General features: G+C 31.4%; 19 protein-coding genes. 12 read left to right on the plus strand and 7 right to left on the minus strand.

What is annotated here, in order from left to right; genetic code table 11:
- Positions 1-68 precede the first annotated feature (68 nt).
- Positions 69-1,922: a T9SS-dependent choice-of-anchor J family protein gene (locus Q4Q40_RS20405; RefSeq protein ID WP_303303873.1), complete on the plus strand. Its 1,854-nt coding sequence runs from the start codon at positions 69-71 to the stop codon at positions 1,920-1,922.
- A 5-nt stretch (positions 1,923-1,927) separates the two neighbouring features.
- Here the strand turns inward: Q4Q40_RS20405 and Q4Q40_RS20410 are convergent, their stop codons facing one another.
- Positions 1,928-2,989, minus strand: coding sequence for a quinone-dependent dihydroorotate dehydrogenase (locus Q4Q40_RS20410; RefSeq protein ID WP_303303875.1), 1,062 nt, complete (start codon positions 2,987-2,989; stop codon positions 1,928-1,930).
- Positions 2,990-3,125: 136 nt separating this feature from the next.
- Between Q4Q40_RS20410 and pepT the strand changes: the two genes are divergently transcribed.
- From pepT to Q4Q40_RS20455, 9 genes are all read left to right on the plus strand, one after another.
- Positions 3,126-4,364, plus strand: a complete 1,239-nt coding sequence (gene pepT, locus Q4Q40_RS20415; RefSeq protein WP_303303876.1) for a peptidase T — start codon at positions 3,126-3,128, stop codon at positions 4,362-4,364.
- Positions 4,365-4,776: 412 nt separating this feature from the next.
- Complete coding sequence (locus Q4Q40_RS20420) at positions 4,777-5,316, plus strand: RNA polymerase sigma factor (RefSeq protein ID WP_303303877.1); 540 nt, start codon at positions 4,777-4,779, stop codon at positions 5,314-5,316.
- Positions 5,317-5,322: 6 nt separating this feature from the next.
- Positions 5,323-5,736, plus strand: a complete 414-nt coding sequence (locus Q4Q40_RS20425) for a hypothetical protein (protein ID WP_303303878.1) — start codon at positions 5,323-5,325, stop codon at positions 5,734-5,736.
- A gap of 10 nt (positions 5,737-5,746) precedes the next feature.
- Entirely contained in the window at positions 5,747-5,965 is a 219-nt protein-coding gene (locus tag Q4Q40_RS20430; protein WP_303303879.1) for a hypothetical protein, read from the plus strand.
- Between the two features lie 125 nt (positions 5,966-6,090).
- The gene (locus Q4Q40_RS20435) at positions 6,091-7,263 is read left to right on the plus strand and encodes an LETM1-related biofilm-associated protein (RefSeq protein WP_303303880.1); all 1,173 of its coding nucleotides are present in this window, start codon (positions 6,091-6,093) and stop codon (positions 7,261-7,263) included.
- 169 nt (positions 7,264-7,432) lie between these two features.
- The gene (locus tag Q4Q40_RS20440) at positions 7,433-8,002 is read left to right on the plus strand and encodes a Crp/Fnr family transcriptional regulator (protein WP_303303881.1); all 570 of its coding nucleotides are present in this window, start codon (positions 7,433-7,435) and stop codon (positions 8,000-8,002) included.
- A gap of 246 nt (positions 8,003-8,248) precedes the next feature.
- Positions 8,249-8,710 carry a carboxymuconolactone decarboxylase family protein gene (locus Q4Q40_RS20445; RefSeq protein WP_303303882.1) on the plus strand — a complete coding sequence of 154 codons (462 nt, stop codon included), beginning with the start codon at positions 8,249-8,251 and terminating at the stop codon, positions 8,708-8,710.
- A 173-nt stretch (positions 8,711-8,883) separates the two neighbouring features.
- A complete protein-coding gene (gene lpxD, locus Q4Q40_RS20450) occupies positions 8,884-9,876 on the plus strand; it encodes a UDP-3-O-(3-hydroxymyristoyl)glucosamine N-acyltransferase (protein ID WP_303303883.1) in 993 nt (330 codons plus the stop codon).
- 545 nt (positions 9,877-10,421) lie between these two features.
- Positions 10,422-10,847, plus strand: coding sequence for a hypothetical protein (locus tag Q4Q40_RS20455; RefSeq protein ID WP_303303884.1), 426 nt, complete (start codon positions 10,422-10,424; stop codon positions 10,845-10,847).
- 656 nt (positions 10,848-11,503) lie between these two features.
- On the opposite strand, the gene Q4Q40_RS20460 is transcribed toward Q4Q40_RS20455, so the two are convergent.
- From Q4Q40_RS20460 to Q4Q40_RS20480, 5 genes are all read right to left on the minus strand, one after another.
- Positions 11,504-12,259, minus strand: a complete 756-nt coding sequence (locus tag Q4Q40_RS20460; RefSeq protein ID WP_303303885.1) for a LytR/AlgR family response regulator transcription factor — start codon at positions 12,257-12,259, stop codon at positions 11,504-11,506.
- Between the two features lie 177 nt (positions 12,260-12,436).
- Positions 12,437-12,766, minus strand: coding sequence for a 2TM domain-containing protein (locus Q4Q40_RS20465; protein WP_303303886.1), 330 nt, complete (start codon positions 12,764-12,766; stop codon positions 12,437-12,439).
- Between the two features lie 11 nt (positions 12,767-12,777).
- Positions 12,778-13,083: a 2TM domain-containing protein gene (locus Q4Q40_RS20470; protein ID WP_303303887.1), complete on the minus strand. Its 306-nt coding sequence runs from the start codon at positions 13,081-13,083 to the stop codon at positions 12,778-12,780.
- A 14-nt stretch (positions 13,084-13,097) separates the two neighbouring features.
- Complete coding sequence (locus Q4Q40_RS20475; protein ID WP_303303888.1) at positions 13,098-14,441, minus strand: 2TM domain-containing protein; 1,344 nt, start codon at positions 14,439-14,441, stop codon at positions 13,098-13,100.
- A gap of 90 nt (positions 14,442-14,531) precedes the next feature.
- Positions 14,532-15,158 (minus strand): hypothetical protein, encoded by a 627-nt coding sequence (locus tag Q4Q40_RS20480; protein ID WP_303303889.1) that lies wholly within the window; start codon positions 15,156-15,158, stop codon positions 14,532-14,534.
- Positions 15,159-15,534: 376 nt separating this feature from the next.
- Between Q4Q40_RS20480 and Q4Q40_RS20485 the strand changes: the two genes are divergently transcribed.
- Entirely contained in the window at positions 15,535-16,776 is a 1,242-nt protein-coding gene (locus tag Q4Q40_RS20485) for an alpha/beta hydrolase-fold protein (protein WP_303303890.1), read from the plus strand.
- A 396-nt stretch (positions 16,777-17,172) separates the two neighbouring features.
- Here the strand turns inward: Q4Q40_RS20485 and Q4Q40_RS20490 are convergent, their stop codons facing one another.
- Positions 17,173-17,898: an energy transducer TonB gene (locus Q4Q40_RS20490; RefSeq protein ID WP_303303891.1), complete on the minus strand. Its 726-nt coding sequence runs from the start codon at positions 17,896-17,898 to the stop codon at positions 17,173-17,175.
- Positions 17,899-18,286: 388 nt separating this feature from the next.
- Here Q4Q40_RS20490 and Q4Q40_RS20495 point away from each other — a divergent pair, with 388 nt between their 5' ends.
- The gene (locus Q4Q40_RS20495; protein ID WP_303303892.1) at positions 18,287-18,913 is read left to right on the plus strand and encodes a DUF8309 domain-containing protein; all 627 of its coding nucleotides are present in this window, start codon (positions 18,287-18,289) and stop codon (positions 18,911-18,913) included.
- Positions 18,914-19,392: the final 479 nt, after the last annotated feature.

Here is a 19,392-nt window from a genome sequence, read left to right on the forward strand (position 1 = left end):
CAATGCATCTTTTTAATAAAAAACCTAAACTTTTACTTCTTTCGATATTTTTATCGACTACATATAGTATGTCTGGTCAAAATGAAATAGAACCTGGCTGTGGTACAACCACATCTCAAGAATCTCTTGACTACATATATAGCATCAAACCACAAATCAAAAAACACGAACAGGTATTTGCTTCAAATAAATCTAATAAAAATAATACGCATAGTGTAGTTAATTCTATTCCTGTTAAAGCGCATATTGTTAGATCTTCAAAAGGCACAGGTGGTCTTTGCGTTTCAGACCTTAACAATGCTATTGAAACCCTTAATGCTATTTATGCAGGTGCCTATATGGAATTTTTCTTATGTGATGCTATTAACTATATAGATGATGATGGGTTGTGTCATTTTAAAAAAGGCAATGAGAGTGATTTAAAAGAGACAAACTATACAGCTGGTTTAATAAATATTTATTTTATCGATTATTTGGAAAACACTTCTGAAGAAAGTATTTGTGGTTATAGTAATAATGTTGGTCGACATAATGATATTATTGTTATTAAAAACAGCTGTGCAACCAACGGTTCCTCTTTAGCACACGAATTAGGTCATTTTTTCTCTTTAACGCACACACACGGACCAGATAGTAGTAAAATGACAACTGAACTAGTAGATGGGAGTAATTGTGACACGGATGGTGATGGTATTTGTGATACACCAGCCGACCCCATGTTTACAAACAGTAATATTAATAATTTTTGCGAATACACAGGAATAGATACAGATGCAAACGGACATACATTTAATCCAGATACTGGTAATTTAATGTCTTATTCCAGAAAATCATGCAGAAACCATTTCACACATCAGCAACTGGCTAGAATGTATGCCTTTTACCAAACTACAAAAAACTATTTAGCTTGTCCATCGTTTAACGCTAATTTTAGCGTAGATACCAGCGTAACTTGCGAAGAAACATTAACCGTGAATTTTAAAAATAGCTGTTCTAATATTACTAACTGGCAATGGGATGTAGACTCTGATGGTATTATTGATTACACAAATCAAAACCCTACTCACACCTATAGTACAGGAGTATATGATGTAACACTTACAGTATCTAATAAATCTAAAACCATAAAGCAAACATTTTCAAAATTTATAAAAGTTGGTACAAAAATAACTCCTTTACAAGAAGATTTTGAAGATTTTGAAATAGCAGGAGATAGAGGTTGGACGGCAATAGATGTTTCTAAAAGTGGTTATAATTGGTATTCGAATTCTGGCAAAACGACCACAGATGATACAGGTCCTTTAATTAAAGGAAAATATATTTATGCAGAAGCATCAGGAGCTAATTTAGGAGATATTGCTGAATTTATTTCACCATGTATTGATATTACAACATCTAATACCCAACTAGAATTTTCATATCATATGTTTGGTAAAAATATCGGGGAATTGCACATAGATATACAAACTAATAATGGTTATATTAATGATGTTATTCCAGGTATTTATGGAAGCCAACATTCCAATCAAGATGATGTTTTTTTAAAGCAAACAATTGATTTATCTTCTTATGAGAATCAAACTATAAAAGTTCGTTTTAGAGCAGTAAGAGGTGCTAGTTGGGATGGAGACATTGCTATAGATGATATTATTATTAAGAATATTGAAAGCGAACAAGACACGTTCGATACATTATCAAATATAAAAGCCTATCCAAATCCGATTACTGGTGCTACGCTTTATATTAAAGCTAAAAACTCTGAATCTATTTTAAATTATCAGATTTCAAATTTAGTTGGGCAAGTATTCTTGTCTGGAACCTTAACAGATCAAGCTATTAACGTGAGTCGTTTATCTTCTGGAACTTACTTCTTAACTATTTACAGTAAGAATTCTAAAATTGTTAAAAAGATAATTAAATAGTTTACTTATACTTTTCTTTTAAGTAACTCCTTATTAATTTGCTTAATAAGGCTTGGACCTTCATAAATAAAGCCCGTATAAATCTGTACTAAGTCTGCACCAGCATCTATTTTTTCAAGAGCATCTTTAGCAGAGTGCACCCCACCTACACCAATTATTGGGAATGCTTTATTGCTTTTATCCGATAAATACTGTATCACTTTTGTGCTTTTATCCTTTATAGGTTGCCCACTTAGACCTCCATGACCTATATTCTCTAGTGTTTCTGTTGAAGCTTTTAAATCACTTCTATCCATAGACGTATTACTTGCAATAACCCCATCGAGTTTTGTAGTTGCAACTAGCGCTATAATTTCATCCAATTGCCCCTCATTTAAATCTGGAGCTATCTTTAAAAGAATCGGTTTTGCTTTTCGATTGCATTCAGTATCACCATTTTTAAATACTGTATTTGCTTTTTGTACAGCACTAATTAGCTCTTCCAAATAATCTTTGTCGTTTAATTTAGCATGACTTCCTACATTTGGGCAGCTAACATTAAGTACAAAATAATCAACATATGGATGTAACCCGTTAAAGCACTCTAAATAATCTTTGGTATAATCTTCTGGTTTTGTATCAGTATTTTTCCCAATGTTCCCTCCAATAATAAGATTGTGTTTATTCTTTTTTAATTGAGAAATAGCAGCTTCTAATCCTTCATTATTGAACCCCATTCGGTTAATAATTCCTTGATCATCTTTAAGTCTAAACAATCTTTTCTTAGGATTTCCCGCTTGTCCTTTAGGCGTTACAGTGCCTATTTCTATAAAGCCAAAACCAAAATTAGCCAACTCGTTATACAACACGGCATTTTTATCAAACCCTGCTGCTAAACCTACTGGGTTTTTAAATGCTAATCCGAATAAGTTCCGTTCTAATCGCACATCTTCAACAGTATATAAACTTCTAAAAACAGCTTTTAAACCAGGGATTTTAGAAGTAAATTTTATTAACGAAAATGTAAAATGGTGGATCTTTTCAGGATCGAATAAAAAAAATAGAGGGCGAAGTAATAATTTGTACATCCAGTATTATTTGTGCAAAAGTACTTCTAAATAAAAAATTGGACAATTCAAAAGCAAAAAAAATTAATAATCGTATTTTTAAACCCATAATTGACTATCGAGTATTTTACTCCAACCATGTTAAACTTTATTTAAAATGATTTCAAAAGAAAACATCATAAAACGATTTGTAAGTTACGTTACCATTGATACGGAATCTGATCCAGCATCACCCACGACGCCTAGTACTAAAAAGCAATGGGATTTGGCTAATAAACTAGTCGAAGAACTTAAAAGCATTGGAATGCACGATGTTTCCATTGATGACAATGCCTATATTATGGCTACGTTACCAAGTAATGTAGATTACGATGTTCCAACCATTGGATTCGTTTCACATTTTGATACCTCACCCGATTTTACGGGAGCTAATGTAAATCCACAAATTATTGAAAACTACGATGGTCATGATATTGTATTAAATGAAGCAGAAGACATTGTTTTATCTCCAGATTATTTTAATGATCTGCTATTATATAAAGGGCAAACTTTAATAACAACAGATGGCACCACACTTTTGGGTGCTGATGACAAGGCTGGTATTTGCGAAATTATTTCAGCAATGGAGTATTTAATTAATCATCCAGAAGTTAAACATGGAAAAATTAGAGTCGGTTTTACTCCCGATGAAGAAATAGGCAGAGGAGCACATAAATTCGATGTCAAAAAATTCGATGCAGAATGGGCCTATACTATGGATGGAAGTCAAATAGGAGAATTAGAATACGAAAACTTTAATGCCGCAGGTGCCGTAGTAAAAATAAAAGGTAAAATTGTGCACCCAGGATATGCTAAAGGTAAAATGATAAACTCTATGTACATCGCGCAAGAGTTTATTAATTCGTTGCCTCGCATGGAAACCCCAGAGCATACAGATGGTTATCAAGGCTTTTTTCATTTGCATAATATAAAAGGAGATGTTGAAGAGACTGTTTTAGAATATATTATTCGCGATCATAACAAAGACCATTTTGAGGCGCGTAAAGAAGTGATGCAAAAACTAACTAACGAGTTAAACTCACAATACGGCAAGGAAGTTATCTCTACCGAAATTAAAGACCAATATTACAATATGAAAGAAAAGATAGAACCTGTCATGCATATTGTAGACATTGCCGAAAAAGCTATGAAACAACTTGGTATTGAACCGCTTATTAAAGCCATTCGCGGTGGTACAGATGGTTCACAATTAAGTTATATGGGATTACCGTGTCCTAATATATTTGCTGGCGGACATAATTTTCATGGACGGTATGAGTATGTACCAGTTGAAAGTATGATTAAAGCAACAGAAGTTATCTGCAAAATTGCGGAATTGACGGCTTTAGAAAAATAGAAACTTTTTTTGTAAAAAATTTCGATTACCTTCTTTTACATTTGATATTAAATAATCTGTGCTGAAATTATTCTTGCATAGAAATAATGACATTATTAATTATGGCGTTAAACGAAAATTTTAAAATTTGGCTTTATACGTAGATGATAAAGTCAAGTTTAAAAATTGTATCAATGATGCTTTGCTACAGTCATTAATAGATATAACAACGTTACAAAATTCGATAGTCACTAAATATATCTATGTTGTTGATATTTTTATTATATCAACAACATACTTCTTCCAGAGGAACAACATGGTAGATTCCTTCCTTTATTCACAAGAAATTTAAATGCATTATTTTTAAATAAAATGCAATAGATTAAAAAAGTATCGTCTTTTTAATCAAAGACCCCACTTTAAACGGTTTTAAATGAATTTGGAATCAGAGAACAGTAAAAAACTTAATGATTTTTTCGGTAGAGAATATCGATCTCTGATGATTTATGTTACTAACAGGATAAAGGATACTTCCAGCAGAAATGCGGAGGATATTATTCAGGATGTTGCCTTAAAATTATTTTCTGGAGCAGATAGGTATGCCCCTATTAATAATGTAGCTGGTTTTGTTTATAGATCAATTAAAAACAGAATAATTGATATTATGCGAACAACTAAAAAAACAGAACAAATAGAAATTGATAGTGAGCTTTTAGATTTAGCAGAAATAATGCATCAACCAACAGACAATTACATGTCGGAAGACATGATTCTTGTTTTAAAACATAGTATTAAACAGCTTAAACCAGAATATAGAGATATCATTATAGCAGTAGATTTTGAAGGCTATACATATAAAGAAATTTCTAAAGAAACTGGAATTCCTATAGGCACATTAATGTCCAGAAGACATAGAGCTATTGGAATATTGTATAAAAAATTAAGGTTAGAAATAAACAAACATAAAAATTAACATATCATGAAAAATTTTTTCACTCATAAATTCAGAGGAAAATCGCCAGTTGAAATTGCTGCGATGATCATCTTCGGTACTATTGCAATCATTGGGTTAGCTATTTTATTTGGCTTTGTAATTATGTGGTTATGGAACTGGCTTATGCCTGAAATTTTCGGACTAACCACTCTTACTTATTGGCAAGCTGTAGGACTGTTTATATTATTAAAATTGCTCCTTGGAGGATGTGGGGGTGGTAGCAAAAAGTCGTCTAAAAATTCACGCCAAAAATGTTATGATGATACAAAAAGCGATTTTTCAAAATGGAAAAACTACGATAAATTTTGGGAAGAAGAAGGTGATGAGCTTTATAAACAATATCTCGAACGAGAAGCAAACCAAACTCAAGTTAACAAATCGGAATCAGAACTGGAATAGCATTACATTTATGAACTTATTATTATTTCAAACAAATATTAAATCTAAGAAAAAAGTAAAATCTATAAAGCCAATACTTAATAAGCATTCAGATATCTTAAAATGGTCAGTCGATCTTGAAGATATTGACCATGTCCTCAGAATTGAAGCTACAACTAATATAACAGAGACTGATGTTATTGATATGGTTAAAACACATGGGTTTCATATCAAAATATTAGCGGACTAAAAACCAATTTACCTTTTAAATTCTAATTACTGTTTTATTCTGAAAACTTTATCCATAAGGTAAAATGAAAATTTGTAAATTAAAAGCCTAAAGCATTACATTTACACCGTATAAAAAACGATACTATGAATCCCTCTGCTCAAGGTTGGGTAAAAAAGCTATTAAAGGAGATTGAAAAAAAAGATGCCATCTTTAATTTTAATGAAGAAGCGTTTTATAATGCCTTAAGAAATTGTGGTTTTATATATGGAAGTAATTTAGATATTATTGGGGGTATTATTGAAAAAAAAGACTTAACCGAAGAAGAGCTTTGTAAAACAAATTTGTTTTTAGCTCTAGTGTACACTCACAATAAATCAAAATCTCACATTCCTTTTATTGATAGCGTTATTAATTTTTATACAGATATAAATGAGCTTAAAATCACATTCTTTCAAGAATTATTAGGTGGTAAAAAATCTAGTGAACAGCTTGAAAAAATAATACATAAGCGTACACAAATAGATGCCAATGTCCTTACCAAGAATTTTAATTATTTCATTATAAACGCTTTACTTTTTATTGATGTTTTAGCCTATCAAGAGTTCTTAAAAAAGAATACTATCTCTATAGATTATATAAAAAATCTAGAAGCGGCCATAGAGACTATTTCTTTGGATGTTTTAAATTCTAAAACTACGAAAAATCAATATGATGAAAGCTTAATAAAACTCTTCGAAGCGTCTCTAAGATTTAAAGACAATATCCATGTTGGTTATAAAAAAGCCATTAAAATTATTAAAACAAAGCAAGAGAAAAACTATATTTTGGACTTAGCTTGTATGGCTACCTGGGGTGATAGAACGATTGATGATAACGAACAGCAATTTTTAATTCAGTTAGGTACCGATTTAAATATTAACACAACACGCATTAATCAATCTATTGGTAGTGTCAACCATTTTTACACGGTCAATAAAGATAATATAGCTCTTTTAAGTTCAAAAAATATTGTGCAGAGTTTTTACGACAACTCCAGCAAAATGGTAAATAAATTAATTACAAGAAATAGTAAACGTTTATATCAAGAACTTAAAGATAGTAAAGAACTCATGATACTTCTATCACAATCTACAGTTCGAGATTTAAACAAAGAAGAACAAAAAAAGGTGCAAGAACAACTGTTGGATATTTTTAAATCCATCCCGAGCCTTGCCATATTTATGCTTCCTGGAGGTGCATTATTATTACCTTTAGTAGTTAAATTTATTCCTAAATTATTACCTTCTGCTTTTGATGATAATAGGATAGATGGCTAATTAATGTCTGGTCGGAAACAACGCACTATTAAATTTGTTTCTTTTCGCGCTTTTTTATTTATTTTTAATCGATTGATGTTAAGACATCAACTTATAAAAAACAGCTGAGAATGACATCAAAAAACAATTCAAATTATCAAAATAGTTTGTTTACAATCAAACACTAATTATGAAAAAACAACTTCATACTTACTTAAACCGTTATGTCTCCTTTTCTGAAGAAGAAATGGATTCATTTTACAACTACCTTACACCACAAACATTTCAAAAAAAAGAATTTATTTTAAAAGAAGGGGATCTATGTAAAAATAAATTCTTTATCACAAAAGGATTAATACGCATTTTTAAAATAGATGCTAAAGGCAACGAGCATATCATTCATTTTGGTATAGAAAATTGGTGGGTAACAAATATGGAGAGTTTTATCACCGAACAACCATCTCTTTTATATATTCAAGCTCTTGAAGAAACGACGCTACTTACAATTAGTAAAACTAATTTAGAAAAAGCATATACAACAATACCAAAACTAGAAAGGTTATTTAGAATTATTACCGAAAAAATGTTTGTTGCTATTGAACGCAAAAATGAACATTATATTAAAATCGCTAGTAAAGAAAGGTATCATCTATTTATGGACGAACTTAAAACATTTTCTCAACGGGTTCCTCAATATATGATAGCTTCATACCTTGACATGACACCCGAATATTTAAGTGAACTTCGGAAAAACAACTAATGAAGTGGTTTAAACTTTTTTGATTGAAGGGAGAAATAGCTATTTTATGGTCAATTGAAGCATTTTTTGCGATTCATAGTAGCTCTATGGATCAATAAAAAGGCGAAAATTGAGTAAAAAAGAGCATTTTGTAGCCAATTGAAAAAAGGTTAAACCACTTCAATATATTCATTTCTTAAGACATCTTAATTTTTACTAATATCCTCTACCATAACTTTGTTTCAAAATAAAAAATAATATAATATTATGGAACGAATTTCTTATACCGATATTCCAGAAGGCATGTTTGAAAACCTAAGAGTTATTGAAGACTCAATAAACAATTCATCATTAAACAATAAGTTCACAGAGCTCATAAAGCTTAGGGTTTCTCAAAAAAATGGTTGTGCCTATTGCGTAGATATGCATTATAAAGAATTAAAATATGCTGGTGAAACAGAATTACGCTTATCTTCTTTATGTGTATGGGAAGAAACCCCTTATTTTTCAAATAAAGAAAGAGCAGCGTTAAAATTTGCAGAGACGCTTACAAAAATAAATAGTGCGCCAATACCCGAAGAAGATTACACACCTTTATTAGATCATTTCAATAAAACAGAAATATGTTATTTAACCTTGGTTATAACACAAATAAATACATGGAATAGATTTATGAAAGTATGTCTATTCACTCCAGGGAATTATAAAATAGATCGTGAAGTGGTTTAAAATGTCATTAAAAACATTTCCTAAACCCAATATAACATTCGATAAAAAGTAATATAACAATCCCTTTTTATCGAATGTTTGTATTTAATATGTATGATTTCTAAAAAAAATGTGGATTTTATTTTATTTCTATTAGATTTACAAATACTTTAACCTATAACAAGAAAACACTAATGACATCGTATACTATTAAAGAAATCAATGCTATTTTAAAAGGGGAATTAATAGGAAACACAACACAATCGATTGAGGGACCAGAACACTTACAAAATGCTGGTACGAATCATATAACCTTTATTGGAAGCACAAAATATGTTAAGCTTTGGGCAGACTCTAAAGCCTGTGCTGCTATAGTAAACGATAATTTAAATATAGAACCAGGAGAAGGTCGTGCCTTAATTAAGGTGAAAAATGCTGATTTAGCTATGGCTAAAATTTTAGAACTTTTCAATCCACCTACTCCAGAATTCGATGCCGATATTCATCCTACAGCAGTTATTCATGACACAGCAAAAATTGGAGATGGTTGCAAAATTGGAGCCAATTGCTACGTTGGTAAAAATGTAGAATTGGGTGACGGTGTAATTTTATACCCTAACGTCTGTGTTTTTGACGAAACAACCATTGGTAATAATACCATTGCTTGGTCTGGCACGGTTATTAGAGAGTACTGTATTATTGGTAGTCATTGTATCTTTCATACTAATGTAAGTATTGGAGCAGATGGTTTTGGGTATCGTCCAAGTGACGATGGACACGGACTCGTTAAAATACCACAAATTGGTAATGTTATTATTGGTCATTATGTCGAAATTGGAGCTAATTCTTGTGTAGATCGCGCCAAATTCAGCTCAACTATTGTTGGTGATGGCTGTAAAATAGACAACTTAGTACAAATAGCACATAATAGTATTATGGGACGCTTTTGCATTATGGCAGGACATAGTGGACTTGCTGGTTCTGTAACTTTAGGCGATGGTGTTATTATTGGAGGAAGTGCTTCTATTAAAGATCACACTACTATAGAATCTGGTGCTACTGTAGGTGCAGGTTCTGGTGTTATGAATAATGTAAAAGCTGGAGAAACTGTTTTAGGGTATCCTGCACAAGATGCCAGAGATATGTTAAAACAATGGGTTGCCATGCGAAGACTTGCTAAAAAGTAAGTTTTAATTCTACAAAACTTTTATTGTTTTTTTGTAGATATATAATTTGAATATATATACTAATACTAGTAAACATATTTATATGTTTTAAGTATGTTTTTCACTGAAAACAAGAGTATAAAAAACGAAACTATCCCTATGGGCTTCCAGTCTGTAGGGTCGTTTTGGAAGACTGAAAGTATACTTCGTGACATAGCATAACAAAAAAAAAGAATAAACATGGTAAAACTGAATCCCTGTGATTCCGTGTCATTTTTTAAGCTGAAAGCGAAATACACTAAAGTACATCGTTTTATCTACAGTTGAGACCAATAATAAAACCATTCAAAATCATGGCACCACTCTAAATTTATCAATAGCGATGTTTTTTTTATTACTAATACAAAAACAACAACGATTACACATCATAAAAACCTCAAAATAAGATAATTACACTTACTACAATTCACCGAACAAAAGCCATCAAGGACTTTTATTTAAAACATTGTTACTTATTTGAACGCAACCACATAACAAAAATGCCATCTATAGAAAAAATATTTGTTATGAAAAGAATACTGATTTTAACCTTAATTGGACTTGCTAATTTAAATTGCTCAAACGATGACGATAATGGAAATCAAAATAATCGTGATTTTGAAACAGTCATAAGTGCTGAACAATATGAGAATGCAGCATCCGACCAACTGACAATTAATAATTTGGAAATAGAAAATAATTGTTTGAAAATTAATTTTAGCTCAGGTGGTTGTGATGGAAACTCATGGGAAATTAAATTAATAGATTCTGAAGATATTTTAGAGTCCAATCCACCTCAAAGAAATTTAAGATTGTCTTTAAAAAACGAAGAAGCTTGTCTTGCTCTCATCACAGAGGAATTGACTTTTGATATTTCGAATTTGCAAATTGACGGAAATCAGGTGCTATTAAATATTACCAATTCTGATGAGAACATTTTATATGAATATTAAAAACGGCACATCACCCTCGTAATCGTTGCACAAGGCTCTAAAAACACATCATTAAAAACAAAGAGGCTGTCTAAAAAAGGGGATTCTGAATGCCATGAAAAATCTCTAAAAATTTTAATATTTTGATTTTTAGATAAAAAAATATTCGCTTTGCTACCATTGACGTTTTTATACAAACACCTAGCTTTCAGCTGTTTGTCATTCAGATCACAGCGAAGAATCTTTATCATTAATCTCTAAAGATTCTTCAGTCGTAAGCTTCGCTTATATCTTCAAACAAAATATATTTTGTTTTCGATAGCCTACCATTGACGTGTTTTATAAACAGCTAACTTTCAATTACTTGTCATTCAGAGCGCAGCGAAGAATCTTTATAATTAATCTCTAAAGATTCTTCAGTCGTACCTCCTTCTGAATGACACCCAATTACGTCATTCCCTCCACTTGAGAAATTTTTGGTCTAATGCCTCTGAATGACACCTCTGGGCTTGCCCTATGGTCTGCTATTAACGATTATTGAGTCTTTAAAACGTTATAAATAACTTATTACGGGCATCAATATTTGTGTCCAGACGGTAGGATTTAAGTAAGGGTCGGAGAATTTTTAGATTAAACTTCAGAACAGGTCTCGCCCCCAATAAGCACCCAATATACAGCTACTCCAACCAAGCCTTAAACTCTTTAACACGTTCTCGGGCTACAATAACATCTTGCTCATTATAAGATTTTAGTTTTATTTGTAAACGCGAGTTCGTATAGCTTACCATATCTTTTATAGCATGTATGTTTACAAAGAATTTTCGGTTAATACGAAAAAAAGTTTGAGGTTCTAATTCGTTTTCCAAATGTTCTAGCGTGGTATCTAAAAGATAATTTCTTCCTTCTGTAGTATATAAATACGTGCCTTTATTTTCACTATAAAAACACTCTATATCATCAATATTAATAAGTTTTAAATGCTGTCCTACTTTTACCGAAAAGCGCTTTTTATATTCACGGTCTATAGGGTTTACTAAAAGTTTTTTAATATCGTTAAAATCTAAAGTTACGGCCTGTTTTTGGGGCGTTCGTTCTTGATATTTTTCTACAGCAATTGCCAAATCGTTTTCATCAATGGGTTTTAATAAATAATCTATACTATTCAATTTAAAGGCTTGTAATGCATACTCATCATAAGCTGTGGTGAAAATAACAGCACTTTTAATGTCTATAGATTCGAAAATTTCGAATGATAAGCCATCACTTAATTGAATATCGAGAAAAATTAAGTCGGGATGTACATTATTTTGAAACCATTGTATCGATTCTTCAACAGAATGCAACATAGTATTGGTCTTTATATTTAAAATGTTCAACATACGCTGCAAGCGTCTTGCCGAGGGTTTCTCATCTTCTATAATAATTACATTCATGTCTTTTCTTTTCTATATATAATTGTCTTAATAAATTGGAGGATTTCGAATTTACTCCTTTCTATTGGGAGATCCTTGCCGTAGTTTATCTTGAGTTTTTAGAAATCAAAAACAGACTATATCGAACGAAAGGCAGGAATAATAGAGCAAAAATATTACCTAATAAAGAATACAACGCTATTCCCAACGTTTTTTATCTTTATTCATATACTCATCTATCTTACGCGCTTCCCATTTTTTTCCAAAAAACAAGTTTTTTCCAAACACACTTAAAGCATGAAAACCTAAGCCTATACCCCAAAAAAGTGGCGTAGAAAATGTACCAAAATGCCAGAAATTACCATCAGATTTTAAAACAATCATAACAAAAATAAATATGTTTACCATAACATACCAGAACGCATGCCAATAAAAACCTTTAATAGCTTTTAGCCTTTTTTGAGCCCTTAAATAAGCGTCTGCTTTTTTATACTCATTAGAAGATTCATTAAAATCTATATTTTCCATCTTAATTTAATTTATTTCCAATGTTTCTTTTCTTCTGCGTCTATAAACTCTTGCATTTTTCTTTCTTCCCATTGTCTCCCTAAAATACCATTGTTTACAAACGTATGATACGCTTGAAACCCTAAGCCTATCCCCCAACCTGCCATTGGAAACCAAAACCATTGAAATTCCCAAAATGTTTTGTAATTAATAAAAACTAAAAAAGGAATTACTAAACAATAGGCTATTAAGCTATAATAAAACTCTTTAAGGTCTTTTACTCTTTTAGTCGCTCTTAAATAGGTACTATCAACTTCTGTATCTGATAATTTTTTCATGACCTTCTTTTTATTTAATTCCAATGTGTGTTATTATCTTCTTCTCGCATGTATTTCTCAATTTTACGTTTTTCCCAGTCTCTACCAAAAACGCCATTATTAACAAAAACTCTAAAGGCTTGAATCGCCAAACCAATCCCCCAACCAAACATGGGAAACCAAAACCATTGAAATTCCCATGAAGTTCGATAGTTTATAAATATTAAAAACGGGATGACTAAGCAATAAGACACTAAGCTATAGTAAAAACCTTTAAGCTCTTCTACATGATTACGTGCCCGTACATAACTATCGTCTATTTGTGTTTGTGATTTTGATCTCATAACTGATATTTGTTTTGTAAGCATTGGTATGGCCACAGCAAACCTGCTTGCTTCTTTATTAATATCTACTTTTTTATTCGTTAATAAATCATAACGTTGCATGATATTACTTAACCCTACACCGCTACCCTTTTTTACTATTTGTTTTGGTTGTAAATTATTTTCGACAACCAAATTATCCCTGTCTTCATAAATCTTTATATGTAACGGTTTACTAGATGTTACCATATTATGTTTTACCGCATTTTCTAAAAGTAATTGTAGCGATAGTGGCACGACTTTACTTTCTGGGTTCGATGCTCTTTCTGGCATATCGAAAACAATACTGTCTTCAAAACGCATTTTGAGCAAAGACATATACGTTTTCGCAAATTGTAACTCCTCATCAACAGTTACTAATTCTTTATCTTTTTGTTCTAAAACATAACGATATACTTTAGATAAAGAGGTTGTGAATTTTTGTGCATTATCTGGATTTTCCTCAATTAAACTAGTTAGTACATTTAAGCTATTGAATAAAAAATGCGGATCTAATTGATTTTTTAAGGCATCAAATTTAGCACTTGCTGTACCAGCAATTACTTTTTGTTCTTTTATTCTATTTTGTTGATACTTATTATAGAAATAAACAACATGAAAAATGATAACAATCGTTAAGGTTACCCATAAACCGAATTGATACGCTTTAAACGTTTCATTTGAAATAAAATCTTGAAACGATTTGCCCTCCAGACTTAAAGACGTAATCATTCTTAAAACAAACAGGCCAATTAGTGTAATTATAGTAGAACCCAAAATTCCAAGAATAGTACGCTTTACAGTATCTTCTTTTTTCCAATTAAGGTTATTAAAGTAATTGAAAAAGTACAGGTTAGAAAACCCTAAAACAAAAGTATACAACTGATTAATAACAAACTCAATTAAAAAATCGTTAATACTATTGTATTCAAATCCATCTGAAAGAAAATTGCCAATAACAAAGATGACACATCCAATAAAAAATGTAATAAAGATATTTTTAACTGTTTTTGTCATAATACTTTTTATTAGTCCACGCTTATCTCATGGCAGGCTAATCTCGATTTTTAGCTGGATCTAGGTTTATTACCTCTTATTCTATTTCGTTTATTTTCCGCAAGACTCTACTAATACTTGAACCGCTCTGTCTTTACCCCAATTAGGATGAAATGGCGTTTCTGGCTTAAAGTTAGCAAAAAGTTCTATGGCGCTTTCTATATCTTTACAAAAAGGCATTATATCTTGCCCAAAATAGCGTGCACTGCCCATATCCCATTCTGCTTTACTAAAAACAACTCTTGGATTTTCTGGTGCTATTTCTGCTGCTTTTGTGTATAATTCGACTACCTTTCCAGATAAAGTCATACCATAAGTAGCACCATCAAAAGCAACCCAAGCGGTATGTAACAATGCTTGTAATACCAAAATCTCTGGGTTATTTTTAGAAATCGCCGTAGCATCGTTAATTAAATCTTGTGCTTTTTTTAATTGTGCAGTTAGTTTCTCTTTGTCTTTTTCTCCAAAACTACCAATAATATTAATTTGTGCTGCATAATAAGGTGGCAACCAATTATCTGACTCTGCTTTAGCAATGCGTTCAAACATATTTGATGCTTCTATTGGAGAATTGCTCCCCCAGAGCCCAAAAGCCTTTTGCATCCCTTTTTCGTAATTAGTTTGAGAATGTACAAAACCTGATATTAATAGTGTTGCAATAATAATTAAATGTTTCATCTGTTTGTGTTTATAGTTTTATAGTGAAGCAAAGATCTTATGCGATCCCTTCTTTTTAAAAACCAACTTACCGAATTGTTATTTTTTCTAGATGAAATGTTAAACTCTAACTATTCGTATTTAAAAGTTATTAAATTAGTAGGGAATAAAAAAATTCTTGAAACTGGCTACTCCCCAGACAAGCCATAGGGATATTTCGTTAGTTTCATACCCAATCAAGTTGAGCACAGGTTTTACCTTTAGAGGCAAAAACCAAGTTTTGTTATTTTACTTCACCCAGAACTGCAAAAAAGCGGTTCTGCCTCCTCCAAAGGAAAGGTAAATAGGAAACTCCGCCTCAAGGGTCTGAGAATTTTTAGATTAAATAAAAGCAAGTATGAAAAAATCAATCGTTCTCTTTCTAATTCTAACATTTGGTAGTTTATTAAATATAAGTCATGCTCAAATTATAACTCAAAACAATAATATTGTTCTGGGTACTTTAGATAGCTTACAATCTACTACGCTTAATGAGCTGCGTAAAATTTGGGTGCATGTTCCGAATACAAAAAAAGGATCTAATGAAAAATTCCCTGTCGTTTATTTATTAGATGGCGATTCACATTTTGTTTCTGTTACAGGTATGATTCATCAGTTAAGCACTATAAACGGTAATACTATTGTACCAAAAATGATAGTAGTAGCTATTCCTAATACAGATAGGATGCGTGATTTAACACCCTCGCATGTTAAAAACAATAACCGCCCTAATACTTCTGGTGGTGGTGAAAATTTTATGGATTTTTTAGAAAACGAACTTATTCCATATATAAACAGTAAATATCCAACAAGTCAACATCGTACACTTATAGGACATTCCTTAGGAGGTTTAACGTCTATTAACACATTACTTAAACGACCGCATCTTTTTAATAACTACGTAGCCATAGATCCAAGCCTTTGGTGGGATAAAAACCTTGTTTTAGAAGCATCTAAAAGCATTTTAAAAACAAAATCTTTTAAAGAAAAATCACTTTTTGTAGGTATCGCTAACACGATGCCAAAAGACATGACTTTTAAAGCCTTAAAAAAAGATACTAACGTTAATACAAATCACATGAGAGCTATATTAGAATTTTGTGAAACGGTGATTCCTAATTCTAAAACCCATTTAAATTTCGATTATAAATATTACGAAAACGACACACATAGTAGTGTTCCTTTAATTACTGAATATGATGCTTTTCATTTTCTGTTTTCCTGGTACAACATAGGCGATAAGTTTAATATTATTATTGATAAAAATACATCAACAGAAAAAGCACTAAACATTATAACAGAACATTACCAAACGATATCTAAAAAAATAGGGCAAAGTGTACCTCCTAGTGAGGCTATGGTAAATCAATTAGGATACGGTTTTATGAACCAAAAAATGACGGATAAAGCATTCTCTTTTTTTAAACTGAATGTTGAAAATTTCCCAAATAGTTCAAACGTTTATGATTCATTAGGAGATTTTTATACTGCACAACACGACATAAAAAATGCTATAAAATCTTATACTAAAGCGATGAAGACAAACGGCGGTAATGATTATTCTCAAGAAAAACTAGACAAATTAAGAGCAGAAAGATGATTAAAATACTGTAAAGCATTGGAACTAATTATCTTTGGAGTGATTTAAGCTAAAAAAAAGATGAGGGTGTCTAAAAAGTCAATACATTGTCATTTTGAATTCAGTCGAAAAATATCAACACATTAATATTCAAAATATTTAATTTTAACGAGATACTTCATTTCATTACCATTGACGAATTTCATAAATGATTAATTTTCAATAGTTTGCCATTCAGAGTACAGCGAAGAATCTTTATTATTAATCTCTAAAGATTCTTCAGTCGTACCTTCTGAATGACACCCCAATTACGTCATTTCATCCGCTAGTTAAAATTTTTAACACAGATCTCTAAATGACACTTTTTAAACACCCACCATCTACACTACACATTGATATAATAACTATTTGCAAACCTTACCCCTCATTATACTTGAAGAATATTGGTACTGCGTAAGTTACTTTTACTGGTTTTCCACGTTGGGTTCCTGGTTTCATTTTAGGTAATAAGCCTATAATTCGTTCAGCTTCTTCTTCTAAAATTTTATCTGGTCCTCTAGATTTTATACCCGTAATATGTCCTTTAGAATCTATAACAAATATCACAGATACACGTCCTTGAATCCCCATATCTAAAGCAGGTTCTGGATACTCAAAATTTCTAACGACATGTTCTTGTATTTTTTGTTGAAAACATGCTTTCATCTTTTTCTTAGGTAACCCTTCACATCCAGGAAAAACGGGTACATTCTCTATAACTGCAAATGCAACTTCAACCTCCTCTTCCACTTCCTCTACTCTAACATCACTCACTTCTACAACATCTTGAATAGCTTCTTCCTGCGATGTTTCTGTACTTTCAATAACGGTTTCCTCTATCTCTTCAATATCATCTACAATTTGAATAGATTCTTGAACAGCTACTGAAGGTGGCGGTGGTGGTGGCGTATTTATATTAACTACAGGGATCTCCTCTTCAAACTCACTTTCCATTTCTAAAAGTTCTGCAACAATATCCTCTTTTTCGTAAGTTTTATACTCTAAAACTTGCCAAGAAATGAGTAACATTATATTAAGACCAATAGCAAAATAGATACTACTATTTCTACTTATTTCTAATTCTGGATTCTTTTTAGCTTCCATGACTCAAATATTTATTGGTAACCTACCATTATTAATTATTAGCTTAAAATTATCATATATTCACAAAAGTTACTATGACATTTATCATATCGCAAAATATTACTTACTGATTATCATAATGTTGCTTAGTTAGCTATATGATAGGTAATAATGCAAAAAACAGAGTAAGTACTAATAGTAACTTTATATATTATATCTAAATAATAACTCTTTAATATACATTTAAATAAGATTTTAATTGGCAATATTAATAAAGCTATATAGTATAGTATTCTTTCTTAATTCGTTTACATAAATAAAAGATTTATTATCTTAGTTTTATAATGAAAATATAGTTACCATAGGTAACTATATCCAATTGTTGTGGTGCATTAATGAAATTCGAAATATGGGAAGAATTAACTGGAAAGAAAATCAAATTGTTAGTATCCAATTAAAGGATGGGAATCATGCCTTATTTCAAATGTTATCAATAAAAGGTTGGATTGCTGTTTTCAATGCCTTTGATTTCAATGACAAATGGGAAGGAATTAATTTGACAGAAGACTCTATTCTCTTTAAAAATTTCATTATTTCAAAGACAATTTTCCCCAAGAGTAAGACAGTAATTCATAAGAACATAGAACCAGTAAAAAATATAGTAATTCCTGAAATAAAAATAAATACTGGGACTGAATCTAGAAAAATAAAAGTTTGGGAAAACACGCCAAAAGAAGATGAACTAATAATTATTGGAGGAGGTAACAATCTTCTAAAAATAGAAAATCCAAATGATAAATTTAATCCAGAATATAGACCTATAGAGATAAAGGATTATGACGAAGTAAAACAGTATGAATTAGAAAATTTAAGGATATATCCTGAGTTTAACGAAAGGCTGTGGCTTTGCTCAAGATTAAAAATGAATATTGACCCGTTAAAAGAATTGGCTTTTAACAGGAAACTCGACCCTTTATGCGAAGACTACATTAAAATAATAGGTGGTAAAACAAAATTGGAAGAATTAGGATATTAAAACGACACAACAGTCAAGTAAGCCAGGGAGATTTCACCTCTAACTTCTCACAGAACCGTACATGCACCTCTCAATTCATACGGCTCTTATTATGCAGTCAATTTTAGGTTAATTTACTTTAGTTATGTTGTCCTATTGACAACTTACTGCACACATCGTGTAGACGGGTGACGACTTAAAAGTCGCCACTACGCCTCTCACACCACCGTACGTACGGGTCTCGTATACGGCGGTTCGTAAATCATTACACCAAAGCTCTTTTCACCCTTGGCACTATCTTCTAATTTAGACATAGGCTACCACTAGTGCTCCTATGCGAATTTTGAAGAGAATTACGTTCTGTCCTTCCCTACTTCTGAGACTTCAAGGGTATTGCCCTAACTCGTTTCCCGTAGGTACTATGACTTCTGCTGACTTCTCCATTATACCAACTCGTCATTATGGAGACCTCCCCAGATAATGACATCTTCTTTCACTCA

Source organism: Flavivirga jejuensis, from assembly GCF_030540765.1.
Classification (GTDB): Bacteria; Bacteroidota; Bacteroidia; order Flavobacteriales; family Flavobacteriaceae; genus Flavivirga; species Flavivirga jejuensis.

Excerpts from the sequence above, each read along its gene's own strand:
- Q4Q40_RS20475 (WP_303303888.1), bottom strand. The coding sequence starts at position 14,441 with ATGACAAAAACAGTTAAAAATATCTTTATTACATTTTTTATTGGATGT.
- Q4Q40_RS20495 (WP_303303892.1), top strand. The coding sequence starts at position 18,287 with ATGGGAAGAATTAACTGGAAAGAAAATCAAATTGTTAGTATCCAATTA.
- Q4Q40_RS20465 (WP_303303886.1), bottom strand. The coding sequence starts at position 12,766 with ATGGAAAATATAGATTTTAATGAATCTTCTAATGAGTATAAAAAAGCA.
- Q4Q40_RS20420 (WP_303303877.1), top strand. The coding sequence starts at position 4,777 with ATGAATTTGGAATCAGAGAACAGTAAAAAACTTAATGATTTTTTCGGT.
- Q4Q40_RS20445 (WP_303303882.1), top strand. The coding sequence starts at position 8,249 with ATGGAACGAATTTCTTATACCGATATTCCAGAAGGCATGTTTGAAAAC.
- Q4Q40_RS20440 (WP_303303881.1), top strand. The coding sequence starts at position 7,433 with ATGAAAAAACAACTTCATACTTACTTAAACCGTTATGTCTCCTTTTCT.
- Q4Q40_RS20430 (WP_303303879.1), top strand. The coding sequence starts at position 5,747 with ATGAACTTATTATTATTTCAAACAAATATTAAATCTAAGAAAAAAGTA.
- Q4Q40_RS20410 (WP_303303875.1), bottom strand. The coding sequence starts at position 2,989 with ATGTACAAATTATTACTTCGCCCTCTATTTTTTTTATTCGATCCTGAA.
- Q4Q40_RS20425 (WP_303303878.1), top strand. The coding sequence starts at position 5,323 with ATGAAAAATTTTTTCACTCATAAATTCAGAGGAAAATCGCCAGTTGAA.
- Q4Q40_RS20435 (WP_303303880.1), top strand. The coding sequence starts at position 6,091 with ATGAATCCCTCTGCTCAAGGTTGGGTAAAAAAGCTATTAAAGGAGATT.
- Q4Q40_RS20490 (WP_303303891.1), bottom strand. The coding sequence starts at position 17,898 with ATGGAAGCTAAAAAGAATCCAGAATTAGAAATAAGTAGAAATAGTAGT.
- Q4Q40_RS20455 (WP_303303884.1), top strand. The coding sequence starts at position 10,422 with ATGAAAAGAATACTGATTTTAACCTTAATTGGACTTGCTAATTTAAAT.
- Q4Q40_RS20470 (WP_303303887.1), bottom strand. The coding sequence starts at position 13,083 with ATGAAAAAATTATCAGATACAGAAGTTGATAGTACCTATTTAAGAGCG.
- Q4Q40_RS20485 (WP_303303890.1), top strand. The coding sequence starts at position 15,535 with ATGAAAAAATCAATCGTTCTCTTTCTAATTCTAACATTTGGTAGTTTA.
- Q4Q40_RS20405 (WP_303303873.1), top strand. The coding sequence starts at position 69 with ATGTCTGGTCAAAATGAAATAGAACCTGGCTGTGGTACAACCACATCT.
- Q4Q40_RS20460 (WP_303303885.1), bottom strand. The coding sequence starts at position 12,259 with ATGAATGTAATTATTATAGAAGATGAGAAACCCTCGGCAAGACGCTTG.
- lpxD (WP_303303883.1), top strand. The coding sequence starts at position 8,884 with ATGACATCGTATACTATTAAAGAAATCAATGCTATTTTAAAAGGGGAA.
- pepT (WP_303303876.1), top strand. The coding sequence starts at position 3,126 with ATGATTTCAAAAGAAAACATCATAAAACGATTTGTAAGTTACGTTACC.
- Q4Q40_RS20480 (WP_303303889.1), bottom strand. The coding sequence starts at position 15,158 with ATGAAACATTTAATTATTATTGCAACACTATTAATATCAGGTTTTGTA.